The sequence below is a fragment of the Micromonospora sp. NPDC050187 genome (assembly GCF_044459745.1).
Taxonomy (GTDB): Bacteria; Actinomycetota; Actinomycetes; order Mycobacteriales; family Micromonosporaceae; genus Micromonospora.
In genome coordinates this window covers 597,009-612,241 of sequence record NZ_JBITJH010000002.1, presented here as the reverse complement: position 1 = coordinate 612,241, position 15,233 = coordinate 597,009, and the positions used below count along the sequence as shown (strand labels likewise).

The following is a 15,233-nucleotide window of genomic DNA, read 5'->3' as shown; positions in this document are numbered from 1 at the left end:
GCCGCCGGTGGTGACTTCGGTCAGGCCGGCGAAGGCGTCGACGAGTTCGTCGGCGATGACGCGGAACAGGCCGGCGGTGAGACTGAGCCGGGTGATCTTGTGCTCGTGGATCAGGTTCTGCAGGCCAGCGGTGTCCAGGTTGCCGGGTGGGGCGACGACGACCTGTCCGCCGGCGAGGAGGGGTCCCCAGAGTTCCCAGGTGGAGGCGTCGAAGGCGTGGGGGGAGTGGAAGAGGGTGCGGTCCTGGTCGTGCATGGCCCAGCTGGGGTCGCGGACGAGGTCGACGACGCCCTGGTGGGTGATCTGGATGCCCTTCGGCTCACCCGTCGAGCCCGAGGTGTACATCACGTAGCACAGTTGGTCGGGATGCACGTCCGGCAGATCGGTGACCTCGGCGGACGGGTCCGGCTCGCAGGTCAGCACCCGCCGGCCTGCGGCACGCTCCTCGACGATCAGCTCGTGGTCGCGGAACGCCGCGTCCACCAGGAGGACTGGTGACGTGCTGTCTGCGGCCACCGCCCGCATCCGGCTCAGCGGGTAGGCGGTGTGGATGGGCAGGTAGGCGCCGCCGGCCTTGAGGACGGCGAGGATGCCCACCACGAGGTCGACCGACCGTTGCATCAGCATCGGCACCGGCGTCTCGGCGACCACCCCGGTCGCCCGCAGCGTGTACGCGAGCCGCTCAGCCCGCTGCCGCAGGTCCATGTAGGTCAGGACGACCTGCCCGTCGGTGACCGCGACGTGGTCCGGGGTGCGGTCCGCCTGCTCGTCGAAGGCCCGCACCACACTGCACGCCACACCCGGGGTGCCGGCGGCATCGACCAGCATCTGCTGTCGCTCGGCGGCGGTGAGGATTTCCAGCCGGCTGATCGGGGTGGCGGGTTGCCGGGCGACCTGGCGCAGGATCGCGTCGAGGCGCTGCCCGAGCAACTCGACGGTCTCCTGCACGAGAAGGTCCGTGGCGTAGGTGATGGTGATGTCGAGGTCGGCGTCGACCGGCTCGTCCGCCACGGTGACGTCGAGGTCGAACTTGGCGATGGCCAGCCGGGTCGGTTCCGGCGTGCAGTCCAGCCCCGGCAGAGGAGTGGTGGTGGGGGTCCGGTCGGCGCGGGACAGGGCGATCTGGAACAGCGGGTGTCGGGCGAGGGACCGGGCGGGCTGGAGGTGTTCGACGAGGCGTTGGAAGGGGAGGTCCTGGTGGTCGTAGGCGGTGAGGTCGGTGTCGCGGACGCGGTGGAGGAGTTGGGTGAAGGTGGGGTCGCCGGTGGTGTCGGTGCGCAGGACGAGGGTGTTGACGAAGAAGCCGATGAGGTGGTCGAGGGTGTCGTCGGTGCGTCCGGCGACGACGGTGCCGAGGGGGATGTCGGTGCCGGCGCCGAGTCGGGTGAGGAGGGTGGCGATGGCGGCTTGGACGACCATGAAGAGGGTGGCGTCGTGGTTGCGGGCCATGGCGCGCAGGGCGCTGTGGGTGGTGGGGTCGATGGTGAGGTCGACGCGTCCGGCCCGGTAGGTGGCCTGTGGGGGGCGGGGGTGGTCGGTGGGCAGCGGCAGTTCGTCGGGGAGTCCGGCCAGTGCGGCGCCCCAGTAGTCGAGCTGGCGGCGGATTTCGCTGCCGGGGTCCTGGTCGTTGCCGAGGAGTTCGTGCTGCCAGAGGGCGTAGTCGGCGTACTGGACGGGCAGCGGCTCCCACCCGGGGGCGCGACCGGTGGTACGGGCGGTGTACGCGGTGGCGAGGTCCTGGGCGAGGGGCGCCATGGAGGCGCCGTCGCCGGCGATGTGGTGGAGGTTGACGAGGAGGAGGTGGTCGTGGTCGCTGGTGGAGATGAGGTGAACGGCGAGGGGGGCTTCGTGGGCGAGGTCGAAGGGGTGGGCGGAGGTGGTGGCGAGGAGGGTTTCGGCCTGGTCGGGGGTGACGTGGTGGTGGGTGAGGGTGGCGATGCCGGGTGTGGGGTCGAGGATTCGTTGGACGGGTTCGCCGTCGACCTCCGCGTAGGTGGTGCGGAGGATCTCGTGTCGGGCGACGAGGTCGTCGACGGCGGCGCGTAGCGCGTCGACGTCCACGGTGCCCTTGAGACGGGTGGTGACCGGCACGTTGTACGTCGCCGACGGCCCCTCCACGTCGTGGAGGAACCACAACCTGCGCTGGGCGAAGGAGAGCGGCAGCGGGTCCGGACGGTCGGTCACCGCGCTGACCGGGGGACGCGACGAGCCTGCGGTCAGGTGGGGTTCGAGGGCGGCGACGGTGGGGTTCTCGAAGAGGTGACGGACGCCGAGTTCGACGCCGAGGGTGGCGCGGATGCGGTTGACGAGGCGGGTGGCGAGTAGGGAGTGGCCGCCGAGGTCGAAGAAGTTGTCGGTGGTGCCGATGTCGGGGAGGCCGAGGACGGCGGCGAAGAGTTGGCAGAGCACGCCCTGTCGGGCGTTGCGGGGGGTGGCGTGCACGCTGGTGGTGTGGGCGGGCACGGGGAGTGCCGCGCGGTCGAGTTTGCCGTTGGGGGTCATCGGCAGGGCGTCCATGACCATGTAGGCGGTGGGGACCATGTAGTCGGGCAGGTGCGTGGCGAGGTCGCGGCGGAGGTCGGCGATGTCCACGGGAGTGTCGTCGGTGGGGACGAGGTAGGCGACGAGGCGTTTGTCGCCGGGTTGGTCTTCGCGGGCGATGACGGCGGCGTGGCGGATGTCGTGGCGGGTGGTGAGGGTGGTTTCGATTTCGCCGAGTTCGATGCGGAAGCCGCGGATCTTGACTTGGTCGTCGGTGCGGCCGAGGAAGTGGAGGCGTCCGGTGGTGTCCCAGCGGACGAGGTCGCCGGTGCGGTACATGCGGGCACCGGCCGGGCCGTACGGGTCGGCGACGAACCGGGCAGCGGTCATGGCGGCGCGCTTCACGTACCCCCGGGCCAGGCCGGGGCCGGCCACGTAGAGCTCACCGGGCACGCCCACCGGCACGGGCTGCAACGACCCGTCGAGGACGTAGAGGTCGGTGTTGGCGACCGGGACGCCGATGGTGACGGGTTCTCCGGCGGGCAGTGGTCCGCCGCTGGCGCAGACGGTGACCTCGGTGGGGCCGTACGAGTTGACCAGGCGGTAGTCGACGGACCAGGTGTCGACCAGCCACTGCGGACACGCCTCGCTGGCGGTGATCACCATCGTCCCCGAGGGGATCGTGCCGGCCGGCAGGGACGCCAGCAGCGACGGGGTGACGGTGACATGGGTGGTCCGGCCGACCAGATCGTGGCCGGCACCGGCGGTGAGGAGCTGCTCCGGGGTGAAGGGGACGACGGCGCCGCCGGCGAGCAGGGCCATCAGCATCTCCCAGACCGAGCCGTCGAAGCCGATCGAGGCGATCTGGAGGACGTGACTGCCGGGCCGGACCTCGAAGTCCCGCTGGTAGCGGTGGGCCAGCCGGCTGATGCCCCGGTGGGTGACCGTGACACCCTTCGGCGCACCCGTCGACCCCGACGTGTAGATCACATACGCGGCGTTGTCCAGGTGCAGTGACGGCTGCGGGTCGGTGTCGGGCAGACTGGCCACCTCGCGCCACAGGTCCTCACCGACGACCAGGATCTTCGATGCCGTGACCTCGGGCAGGAGGCCGGGGTCGTCGACGAGGATCACCGGCGGTGCGGTGTCCCGCAGCACGTACTCCTTGCGGGCGGTCGGGTATGCCGGGTCCAGCGGCACGTAGCAGCCGCCCGCCTTGCTGATCGCCAGCAGGACGGTGACCAGGTCCAGCGACCGGCTCATCGACACGGTCACCGGGACGTCCGGTCCGACCCCCTGACCCGCCAGGTGGTGGGCGAGCCGGTTGGCCCGGACGTCCAGGTCCCGGTACGTGATCTCCACGCCGTCGTGCACGACCGCGACGGCGTCCGGGTGCTGCCGTACCTGCCGGTCGAAGAGCGCCGGAAGGGTCTCGCACGGCACCCGGGGGGTCGCGCGCTGGAAACCGTCGAGAACCTGACGGCGCTCCTCGGCGGTCAGGATGTCCGTGGACCCCAGCCGTCGCCCCGGGGCGACGGCGACCTGCTCCAGCACGGCCACCAGCCGCCGCCCCAGCGCCTCCGCGCCGGCCCGGGTGAAGAGGTCCTTTGCGTACGTGACGGTCAGCTCCAGCTCACTGGTCCCGTCGCGCGAGACGAACCCGAAGAACACGTCGAACTTCGCCGTCTCGAACGGCGCCTTCTCCGCGACCACGTCCAGCCCGTCCAGTTCCAGAACGAGCCCCCGGTCCACCGCGAAGGCGATCTGGAACAGCGGGTGCCGGGCGAGCGAGCGCGCGGGCTGGAGGTGTTCGACGAGGCGTTGGAAGGGAAGGTCCTGGTGGTCGTAGGCGGTGAGGTCGGTGTCGCGGACGCGGCTGATGAGGTCGGTGAAGGTGGGGTCGCCGGTGGTGTCGGTGCGCAGGACGAGGGTGTTGACGAAGAAGCCGATGAGGTGGTCGAGGGTGTCGTCGGTGCGTCCGGCGACGACGGTGCCCAGCGGGATGTCCGTGCCGCAGCCCAGTCGGGTGAGGAGGGTGGCGATGGCGGCCTGGACGACCATGAAGAGGGTGGCGTCGTGGTTGCGGGCGATGGTGCGGAGTGCGTCGTGGGTGGTGGGGTCGATGGTGAGGTCGACGCGTCCGGCCCGGTAGGACGCCTGCGGCGGGCGGGGGTGGTCGGTGGGCAGCGGCAACTCTTCCGGCAGCCCGGCCAGCGCGCTGCCCCAGTAGTCGAGCTGACGGCTGATCTTGCTGTCCGGGTCGTCGTCGTTGCCGAGCAGGGTCCGCTGCCACTGGCTGTAGTCGGCGTACTGCACCGGCAGCGGCTCCCAGTCGGGTGCGTGGCCGGCGGTGCGGGCGGCGTAGGCGGTCGAGAGGTCCTGGCTGAGCGGCCCCATCGACGTGCCGTCCCCGGCGATGTGGTGCAGCGAGATCACGAGCAGGTGCTCCCGCTCGGCGACGGTGAACAACCGCACCCGCAGCGGCAACTCGGTGACCAGGTCGAACGGACGTGCACACGTCCGGGTGACGGCCGCGTCGGCCTCGTCCGCCGACAGCACCTCGTGGGCGAAGTCCACCCGCACCTCGGCCACGGGCAGCACCCGCTGCACCGGCTCCCCGTCGGCCTCCACGTAGACCGTCCGCAGGATGTCGTGGCGGCCCACCACGTCGGTGACGGCGGCCTCCAGCGCAGCAACGTCGACCCGGTCCCGCACGCGGGTCACCACCGGGATGTTGTACGTCGCCGACGGGCCCTCCAACCGGTCCAGGAACCACAACCGACGCTGCGCGAACGACAACGGGACCATCAGACTGCTCTCTCTCGGGTGTGCGGAGGTGCGGGGAGACACGAGGGGCTGCGGGCGGCTGCGGGGACGCCGCAGGTCAGGACCGGACGAAGCCGGCGAGCCGGCGCAGGCCCTCGTCGATCTCGGTGGGGCTCAGGTGACTGAAGGACAACCGGATCTGCCGGCGCGGCCGACCGTCGCCGTAGAAGTGGTGGATCGGGGTCCACAGCACCCCGTGCTCCCGCGCGGACCGTTCCAGGACGTCGTCACCGGCCTCGAAGGGCACGTTCAGCAGCAGGAAGAACCCGCCGTCCGGGGAGTTCCAAGTGACCTCCGGCCGGCTGCCGGCCGGGAAGTGGCCGGCGAGGCCGTCGAGGACCTGCCGGAGGTTGCGCTGGTAGACGTCGATCTCCCGCTTGTTGGCGGCACGCATGCTGAACCCGTTCTCCAGCAGCTTCCCGCCGATCACGGCCTGGCCGATCGGGGAGGTGTTGACCGTCAACATGCTCTTGAGCCGGGCGAGTTGGTCGGCCAGCGACTCCTGGCGTCCCTCCCGGTCGACCCGCTGGTCGGCGACGACGTATCCGACCCGCGCGCCGGGGAAGCCGGACTTGGCGAACGAGCCCACGTACACCACCCGGCGGGAGCGGTCCAGCGCCTTCAGTGTGGGCGGACCCTCCCGCTCCGGGCCGAAGATGCCGTACGGGTTGTCCTCGATCAGGAGGATCCCCTCGTCCTCGGCGGTGCGCAGCAACTCCTCGCGGGCCTGGCGGCTCAGGCTGCGGCCGGTCGGGTTGGCGAAGTCGGTGTTCAGGTACAGCGCCCGGGGGGTCAGCCCGGCGGCCCGCGCCGCACGCAGCGTGTCGCCCAGGTCGGTCAGGTCCACGCCCTCGGGGCCGCCGCGCACCGGCCGCACCGGCATGTCCACCAGCTCCGCGGCACCGGTGAGCCCGACGTAACCGGGCTGGACGGCCAGGACCACGTCCCCGGCCGTCCGGCGCAGGGCCCGCAGCACCAGGTAGAGCCCCTCCTGCGCGCCCACCGTCACCACGATCGACTCCGGGTCGACCTCGATGCCCTCGTCGACGGAGAGACTCCTGGCGACCAGGTCGTGGATGAGGCCCTTGGTCCGGCCGTACTGGAGCAGGTCCTGGCACACCCGGGCCTCGTCCCCGTCGTACTCGCGCAGCAGGTGCTCGGTGTACGTGTCGAGGTACCGCCGGATCAGGTCGACGGTGAAGAAGCCCTCGTGCGGCCGGCCGGCGGCGAACGAGATGGCGTCGGGGAACCGCAGCGCGATCTCGTTGAGGAAGTTCATGGTGTCGGCCTGCGGTGAGCTCAGGAACGCGAAGAGCTCGCCGCCGCGCAGATCGACGTCGGCGGCCGGGGGGCTCACCGTCACCGCGCGTCGCCCGCCCGCATCGCCTCGACCAGGCTGCGGGGCCGCATGTCGACCCAGTTCGCCTCGACATAGGCCAGGCACTCGCTGCGGGGGGAGTCGGTCAGGCACACCGTCCACCCGGCGGGCACCTCCGCGAACGCCGGCCAGACGGAGTACTGGCCCTCGTCGTTCACCAGGACCTTGAACCGGGCGTTCTCGTCGTCGAAGGGGTTCACCGGGAGCGCTCCTCGTGTCGTCCGACCTTGTGCAGCCGCCTCCACGAGGCGCTGGCACACAAGACTGACGGTCGCCACTCACCGGGCGCTTCCCGCATTCTTCCCGTCACCGATCCGCCCGGTTCCCACGCCGGTGGTGACCGGTCAGCGGTCGAACGACGCCCAGATGTGCTTGGTGGTGTCGGTGGCGTACCAGCCGACGTCCAGGGACAGGGCGAGCGCGAGCTGGAGGCCCCGACCGCCCGAGCCGGTCGGCTGGAAGTCGACCAGCTCCGGAACCGTACTCAGGTCGCAGTCGGCCACGTCCAGGTAGAAACACCCCTCCGACGCCGAAAGGGTGACGATCGTCGGCGGCAGCCCGTGCCGCAGCGCGTTGGTCGCCAGTTCGGTGGCGACCAGCACCACCAGCTCCGGCACCTCGTCGAGACGTGCCCCGTCGAGCAGGTCGTTACCGGTCAGTGCCTCGTGCAGCGATGCCCGGAGGGCACGCAGGTCCTGTGGGTGGCACAGCATCCAGCGCCGCAGCTCGACCGCCCGGGGCGGTGGTGGCGACGTCCGCAACGTTCCCATACCCCAGGTCTACCCAGGCCGGGCCCGTCCGAAGCGGATCACGGCCGGTGTGCTGCCCACCTGCGGGTCCGGTGCCGGGCGGGCGGGACGCGGCGGACGGCGCGCCGCCCGCCGCGTCCGCTCAGGCGCCCGCGCCGACCTTGCCGCCGGCCGGGTCGGTGGCCCCGTGGGCACCGTTGGCCGCAGCCGCCCGGGGCGCGACCTGGGGGTACTCGCTGGTCGGGGCACCGCCTGCGGCGGCTGCCATCACCGCCGCCGCAGCCAGGTCGGCAACCCGCTTCGCCTCCCGCTGCACCCGGGCCCGGACGTCCTTGGCGTGCCGTTCGGCGGATTCGGCCGCCTGCCGTACCTCGTCCAACCGGCCCAGCTCACCGGCGAGCTCCTGGCGGGTCTCGGTGAGCCGCTGCTGGAGCTGGGCCACCTCGCGCTCCACACCGCCCGCCTCCTGGCGCGACTGCGCCAGGTGCTGCTGGGCGGCGTCCAGCTCGCTCTGGAGCTGGGCCAGGGCCTGTCGCCGCTCACGGATCTCCTGCTGCACGGCGGTGACCTGCTGCTGGTGGACGGCGGCCTGCTCGTCGGCGTGCTGGCGCAGCTTGGTCGCGTACTGCTGGGCCTCGGTGACGAGCGTGGCGATCTTCTGCTCGGCCGTGGTCCGCTGGCGGGTCAGCTCCTGCTCGGCCGCCGCGCGGTGCTCGGTGAGTTCCTGCTCTGCGGCGGCACGCCGTTCCTCGATCTCCCGCTCCACCCCGGCCTGCCACTGGGCCAGTTCCTGCTGGGTCTGCGCGCGGGCCGCGTGTACCTCCTGCTGGATCTGCGCACGGGCGGCCTCCAGCAACGCCTCGGCCTCGGCCCGGGTCCGCTCGACCTGCTGCGCGGTCTGCTCGTTGATCCGCTGCGCGTCCTGCTGGGCGCGTTCGTGCGCGGCCTCGCCCTCCGCGCGCAGCCGCTGCGCCAGCTCCCGGATCTCGGCCAGCTCGGCCTGGGCGGCGGCCCCCAGCTCCTCGTGGGCCTTCTCCTGCTCGGCCCGCCGGGTGGACAGCTCCTCCTCGAGGTCGCGCAGCCGCCGGTTCGCCTGCTCCCGGGCCTCGGTGAGCACCCGCTCCGCCTCCGCCTCCAGCCCGGACACCCGTGCGGTGGCGGCCTCGGTGATCGCCTCGGCCTGCTTCTCCGCCAGAGCCAGGATCTGGTCGACCATCGGGCCCAGGTCACGGAAGGAGGCACGGTCCACCTGGGCCGGCCGCTGGCGCAGCTCGACCAACTCTGTCTGGACCTGCTGGAGCTGCACCGCCAGGGACTGGAGCTGGCCGGAAGCTCGGTCGCGGGCGCCCGCCAGCGCGGCGATCTCGGCGTCGACCTGTTCGACGTACCGGTCGACCTGTCGTTTGTCGTAGCCGCGCAGCGCGAGTTCGAAACTCGGCCGCGAGGTCATGACATCGCGTAGTGCGAACGGCTCCTGGCCGTGAGACATGCGCCACCCTCCGTACGAATCGCGGGCGTCACGCCGGTGGATGCCCCACGGCATGATGCGGCGCAAGGCTACCGTCGGCTCGTCACCGGTCGGCACCGAGCCCCGTCGCCCGCCCCGGGGCGTCCGCGGCGGTCACCGGCCGGGCCCGTCAGCCGTCCGTCGACGCTCCGATGTGGGCGGCCACGTCGGCCGGCAGCGGGTACGGACGCTCGTCCGGCAGCAGCGCCTGTGCCCCCGCGTGGTCCCTCCCGGTGAGCCTGGCCCGGACGGCGTGGGCGAGGGGGGTGACGTCGCGGATGTCCACGATCCAGTCGTCGACGTACCGGTCGACGGCCGCGCCGGAGAGGCCGACCTGGAGCGAGCGGTACGGTAGCGGCCGCAGGTCCAGGTCGCGTTCCGGGTCCCACTGCACCCGGACCGGGCTGCGCCGGAGCTGGTGGGACCAGGCCGCGCGGTCGGCGTACCGGTCGGGGTCGTGGTGGCTCAGGCAGGAGTTGGCCAACGCCCACTCGAACCCGGCCCGGCTGATCTCGATGGCGAGCACGCACTCCTGGTCCGGCTTGGCACCCCAGCCGCAGCGGTACATCATCCACCGGAACGACGGCTTGACCCAGGTCATCCGCTCGCGCCTGAACGGTGCGACGAAGCGGCCGTGACGCAGCGCCGGTCCGGCGATCGCCGGGGCGTACGCCTGGTAGACGGTGATCGTGTCCGCGCCGTACCCGGCCCGGATCTCGCGGTACGGACGCTCCATGGCGCCGATCATGACCGACCGGGGGAATCCGGGGCGACCGGTTTACCCTCCGCCCGATCTCCCTCCGGTGACCACCGGTCCCCGCCGACCCACCGGCCGGACTACTCCACGAGCGCGAGCTGCACCAGGACGGGCCGGCGGTTGCGCCGGACCAGCCGGCCCCGGCCGGGCGGCTGGACGGAAAGATAGCTCTGCGGCCACAACTGTCCCTCCTGCCGTTCCCCGGAGAGCAGCAGGCCCGCGCAGCCCACCTCCCTCATCCGCTGCGGCACCGGCTCGTGGACGGCCCGGCCGGCGCCACCGCTGTGCCGGGCGACCACCAGGTGGAAGCCGAGGTCCTTCGACTGCGGCAGGAACTCCAGGAACGGTGCGAGCAGCCCGGCGCCCGCTCCGCCGAGCAGGTCGTAGTCGTCGCAGAGCACGACGATCTCCGGTCCCTGCCACCAGGAGCGGTTCCGCAACTGGGCGACGGTCAGGTCGTCCGGTGGCAGCCGCCGACGGACCTCCCCGGCGACCCCGTGCACCAGGCCCTGGGCGGCGGTCGCCGTCCCCGCGTACGCGCCGAGGTACGGCTCGGGGACCGCGTCCAACAGGGTGCGGCGCAGGTCGATGACGGCGAAGACCACCTGGTCGTCGGTGAACTGCGCGGTCAGGTCCCGCACCAGCAGTCGCAGCAACGAGGTCTTGCCGCTGGCCGAGTCACCGAAGACGAGCAGATGCGGGTCGGTGCCGAGGAGATCCAGCAGGGTGGGACGCAGCTCCGCCTCGTCCAGACCCAACCGGATCCGGCCGTCGCCCGGCGCGGCGTCGGTCACCTCGGCGTAGCCGACCCGCGCCGGCAGCATCCGGATCGCCGGGGCGGGCGGTCCGGTCCAGGCCGTCGCCACCTGGGAGACCAGGTCGTCCAATCCCTTCTGGAGAGTCGCCACGTCGTCGCCGCCGTCGATGCGGGGCAGCGCGACGTGCGCCATCAGGGCGTCCTGGGTCAGGCACCGGCCGGGAGTGTCCGACCGGAGGTTCTCCGCCGCCTTCCGCTTGATCGTCGAGTCCAGCGGGTCGTTCAGCCGGAACTCGATCTTCGAGCCGATGACCGCCTGCAACTGCATCCGCAGGTCCGCCCAGCGTCCGGCGGTCAGCACCAGGTGCACCGCGTAACCCAGGCCCCGCGCACCGATGTCCTGCACGACGTCGGCGAGGTCCTCGAACTCGCTCTTCAGCACCGGGTAGTTGTCGACGACCAGGACGATGTCGGCGGCGGCCAGCTCCGGCAGCCGACCCTCCCGGTGCATCTGCCGCATGGTGTCGGTCGAGTCGATGCCGCGGGCGGCGAAGAGTTCCTCGCGCTCGGCCATCAGCATGCTGACCTCGGTGACCGTGCGGCGTACCCGGTCGGGGTCCAGCCGTCCGGCCACCCCGCCCACGTGCGGCAGGTGGGCCAGCGCCGCCAGCGCCCCGCCGCCGAAGTCCACGCAGTAGAAGGCGACGTCCTGCGGGGTGTGGGTCAACGCCGCGCCGGCGACCAGCGTCCGGAGCAGCGTGGACTTGCCGGTCTGCGGCGCCCCGAGCACGCAGACGTGCCCGCCGCCGCCGGAGATGTCCAGCACGAACGGCTCCTGCCGCTGCTCGGTGGGACGGTCCACCAGACCGAGCGGGATCCGCAGCCGGCCCCGCTGCTCCACCGGCACCACCAGCCCGTACGCCGGATCCGCGGTCAGCGGCCCGGTCACCCGGTCCAGCGGCAGCGCGGCGGGCAGCGGGGGCAGCCAGATCCGGTGCGCCTGCGAGCCGTGCTCGCGGAGCCGGCCGACCACCACGTCCAGGGTGGTCGGCGCGGTCGGCGGCGCGGCCGGCTCCACCGGGGCCGGTCCGCCGGCCCGCCGGTCGAGGTTGTAGAGCAGGAACACCGCCGGGTCCGGCGGCGCGTCGACCACCTCCTCGCCGGCCGGCGGACGGTACGGCCCCGAGACGTACGCGGCCTTGAACCGTTCGAAGACCGTGGTGTCCACCTTCAGGTATCCGGAGCCCGGCAGCGGCGGCAGCCGGTACGCGTCCGGCACCCCGAGCACCGTCCGGCTCTCCTGCTCGTTGAAGGTCCGCAATCCCAGCCGGTACGACAGGAACGACTCCAGCCCGCGCAGCCGTCCCTCCTCGAGGCGTTGCGAGGCGAGCAGCTGGTGGACGCCGATCGACCGACCGATCCGGCCGATGGCGATGAACAACTCGATGAAGTCCGGCTTGGCGGTGAGCAGCTCGCTGAACTCGTCGATGATCACCAGCAGGTTGGGCAGCGGATCCAGCGGCTGCCCGGCGTCCCGTCGCCGGTTGTACTCCGTGATGTTGGCCAACTGGCCCGCGTCGAGCAGGATCTGCTGGCGGCGCTTCATCTCGCCCTGCACGGCGTCACCCAGCCGGTCGACCAGCCCGGCGTCGTCGGAGAGGTTGGAGATCATCGCCGAGGTGTGCGGCAGGTGTTCCAGCCCGGCGAAGGTGGCCCCGCCCTTGTAGTCGACCAGCACCAGGCTCAGCCGCTCCGGCGGGTGGGTCGTCGCCAGCGTGAGCACCAGCGTCCGCAGCACCTCCGACTTGCCGGAACCGGTGGCCCCGACGCAGAGGCCGTGCGGCCCCATCCCGCCCAGCGCAGACTCCTTGAGGTCCAGGTGCACCGGGTTGCCCGCCGGCCCGACCCCGAAGGGCACCTTGAGGAAGTCCGGCAGCAGCCGGGGCGCCCACTGGGCGCGCACGTCGTAGCTGGCCTCGTCGCCGACGCCGAGCAGCCCCCGCAGGTCGACGGTGGCCTCCAACGGCGCGTCCTCGACCGACTCGGCCACCAGCCGCAACGGCGAGACCTGCCGGGCCAGCGCCTCGATCTCCGCCAGCCCCACCCGGTCGGCGGTGCCGGCGGCGGCACCTCGCAGCCGCTCCCGGTGGGCCCGCACCTCGTCGGCCCGGCTGTCCGGCAGCGGTCGCAGGTCCTCCACCGTGACCCGGCCACCGGCGCAGGTCATCCGCACGTCCACCCGGGACGGCTCGTACTGCCGGTCGGTCACCAGCACCACCGTGGCGATGCCCAGGTCCGCCGGGGAGAGGTCGGGGTCGAGATGACCGAGCGGGTCGACCGCCCCCGCCGAGACCTGGTCGGTCACCAGCACCAGTCGGCCGCCCCGGAACCGGTGGTTCGGGTCCCCTAGCCGACGGGCCCGGTTGACCTCCGCTATCCGGCGACCCAGTTCCTCGCCGAGCAGCCCGGCCAGCACGGCCGGGTCGGCGGCCACCAGGCGGCGGGGCGCCGGCCCGTCGAAGGCGCCCGGATCCAGGCAGTGCGGCAGCCACTTCACCCAGTCGAACTCCGGACCGGCGGTGCCGCCGAGCAGCCACGCCAGTCGTACGTCGTCGGGGGCGTGCAGGACCGCGAGCTGGGCGACCAGCGCGCGGACCAGGTTGCGGGTCTCGCCGGGGCGGCCGACGACGGAGACCACGCCGGTCAGCGGAACCGCCACCGGCAGGTCGTCGAGCAGCCGGTCCCGGTCGACCACCAACCGGGCGGCGGCCAGGGTCACCGGGTCCAGTTCGACCATCGGGTTGTCCTCGTCGGCGAGCAGGTTGACCCGACGCCAGAGCCGGTCCTGCCCGTGCCCGACCCGCAGCACCAGGAAGTCCGGGTCGGGGAGCCGACGCTCCCACCGCCGGTGCGGGTCGCGGAGCAGGTCGGGCAGGACCTCCGGCGGGGGGTGCCGGTGCCGGGCGGCGGCCCGCTGGGTGGCCGCGTCCGCCCGGATCTGGTCCCGTACCCGGTCGACGTACTCCAGGTACCGGCGACGCTGGACGGCGAACCGGCGGGCCGACCCGGTGCGCTGGGCGACGAAGGCGGCGATCCCGCCGAGGACCGTGGCGGCCAGCATGCCGAACCCGGCGATCATCATGACCGGGTTCTGGTTGGCCATCATCATCAGCAGCATGCCGGCGCCGCCCATGATGGGCAGCAGGACCTGCATGATCCCGGCGAAGCCGCCCGCCCCGTCGGGCACCGCGGGCGGCGCGACCACGTCGAGCACGGTCAGCTCCGGCTCCGGTGGCGGCACCCGGGCCGGCCGGTGGACCACCCGCTGCGTCATCGCGACCCCTTCCGGCCGGGCCCGACGGACCCGACGGCCAGGTGACCGTAGTGCTCCGAACTCATAGAGTAGTACCGCTGGACACACTGAGCCGACCGCACCGGGACGGAGGGTGATGGCCAATCGATTCACGCGGGTCACCGTGGTCGCCGACGGACGCAGCCTCGACGTCAGCCTGCCGGCGGCCCGACCGCTGGTGGAGCTGCTGCCCCAGCTCTGCGACCTGCTCTCCCTCGCGCCACAGGCGACCGGGCGGTGGACCCTGTCCACCCCGGCGTCCGGCGGGCTGGATCCCCGCCGGTCCCTGGACGAGGCGGGCGTCGTCGACGCCCAGACCCTCTACCTCACCCCGCCCGAGCAGGCCGCGCTCCCGCCGTTCGTGGACGACGTGGTCGACGAGGTCCAGAGCACGGTCGACGGCGACGGCAGCGAGTGGACCGGCGACGCCCGGACGGCTGGTTGCGCGGCCCTGGCCGGCGTCGTGGTGCTGGTACTCACGTACGTCCTCGCCACCACGGACACCCCGCAGGCCGCCGCCGCGCTCGCCGTGGTCGCCGTCGCGGCGGCCCTGACCGGCCGGCTCCTGCGGGTCTCCGGTGGGCACCTCCTGGTCGTGGCCGCCGTCCCGGCGTGGCTGCTCGCGCTCACCACCGCCGCCCGGCTCGCCGGGTGGGACACGTCGGCGCAGGCCACGGTCGGCGTCGTCGGTGTCGGTGCCGGTGCCGCGCTGCTCGCCCTGACCGGCGACCGCTGGTACGGCGTCGCCGCCGGGGGCGTCACCCTGGCCTCGTTCGGCGTGGCCGGCACCGCGCTGCTGACCGCCGGCCTCGATCCGGTGCGCGTGGCCGCGGTCGGTGCGGTCCTGGTCGTCTTCGCGGTGGGGCTGGCGCCTCAGCTCGCGCTCGGGTCGTCCCGCCTCGTCGAGCTGCTGCGTCTCCAGGAGGAGAGCCGTTGGGTCGGCCGGCACCTGGTCGAGGCCGCCGTGCGGCGAGGCGAGGCGGTGCTCACCGGAGCGGTCACCGGCATCGCCGGGGCGGCGGTCGGGACCGCTCTGGTGCTGCTCACCGGGAACGCGCTGCCCGGGGTGTTTCTCGGCGGCGTCCTGGGGCTGGTGTTCGCCCTGCGGTCGCGGATCTTCACCCGCCGCGGCCAGGTGGTGCCGATGCTCGCCGTGCCGGTCGTCGTGGTCACCGTGCTGCTGGTCGAGCTCACCGGGCTCCTCGCGCCGACCGGGCCGGGCCGGGTCTGGCTGCTCGTGGCCGGCGGCGTGGCGGCCGTGGCGGTGCTGCTCCGGGCCGCCCGGCCCCGCCTCGACGACGTGGCCGCCGCCCGGACGCGGCAGGTCCTCGACGTGGTCGAGGTGGTCGCGGTGCTGAGCCTGGTGCCGTTGGTGATCGCGGTCTTCGGCGGGTTCGCCTGGGCGGCCGGCTGAGGCGACCCCGGC

8 protein-coding genes are annotated in these 15,233 nt (G+C 72.8%); 1 reads left to right on the top strand and 7 read right to left on the bottom strand.

Features of this window, described 5'->3' with window-relative positions; translation table 11 throughout:
• From ACIBJE_RS05840 to eccCa, 7 genes are all read right to left on the bottom strand, one after another.
• Nucleotides 1-5,289 (bottom strand): amino acid adenylation domain-containing protein (locus ACIBJE_RS05840; protein ID WP_396743448.1); only part of this gene is annotated, 5,289 nt, incomplete at its 3' end.
• 76 nt (nt 5,290-5,365) lie between these two features.
• A complete protein-coding gene (locus ACIBJE_RS05835) occupies nt 5,366-6,670 on the bottom strand; it encodes a PLP-dependent aminotransferase family protein (RefSeq protein ID WP_396743445.1) in 1,305 nt (434 codons plus the stop codon).
• On the bottom strand, nt 6,667-6,885 hold the full coding sequence (locus ACIBJE_RS05830) for an MbtH family protein (protein ID WP_396743442.1): 219 nt from the start codon (nt 6,883-6,885) through the stop codon (nt 6,667-6,669). The genes ACIBJE_RS05835 and ACIBJE_RS05830 overlap by 4 nt, the downstream gene beginning before the upstream one ends.
• Before the next feature lie 144 nt (nt 6,886-7,029).
• Entirely contained in the window at nt 7,030-7,455 is a 426-nt protein-coding gene (locus ACIBJE_RS05825; RefSeq protein ID WP_396743439.1) for an ATP-binding protein, read from the bottom strand.
• A 121-nt stretch (nt 7,456-7,576) separates the two neighbouring features.
• Nucleotides 7,577-8,923: a hypothetical protein gene (locus ACIBJE_RS05820; RefSeq protein WP_396743436.1), complete on the bottom strand. Its 1,347-nt coding sequence runs from the start codon at nt 8,921-8,923 to the stop codon at nt 7,577-7,579.
• A gap of 148 nt (nt 8,924-9,071) precedes the next feature.
• Entirely contained in the window at nt 9,072-9,677 is a 606-nt protein-coding gene (locus ACIBJE_RS05815; protein WP_396743433.1) for a DUF4291 domain-containing protein, read from the bottom strand.
• A 101-nt stretch (nt 9,678-9,778) separates the two neighbouring features.
• On the bottom strand, nt 9,779-13,789 hold the full coding sequence (eccCa, locus tag ACIBJE_RS05810) for a type VII secretion protein EccCa (RefSeq protein ID WP_396743430.1): 4,011 nt from the start codon (nt 13,787-13,789) through the stop codon (nt 9,779-9,781).
• 115 nt (nt 13,790-13,904) lie between these two features.
• Here eccCa and eccD point away from each other — a divergent pair, with 115 nt between their 5' ends.
• Entirely contained in the window at nt 13,905-15,221 is a 1,317-nt protein-coding gene (gene eccD, locus ACIBJE_RS05805) for a type VII secretion integral membrane protein EccD (RefSeq protein ID WP_396743427.1), read from the top strand.
• Nucleotides 15,222-15,233 lie beyond the last annotated feature (12 nt).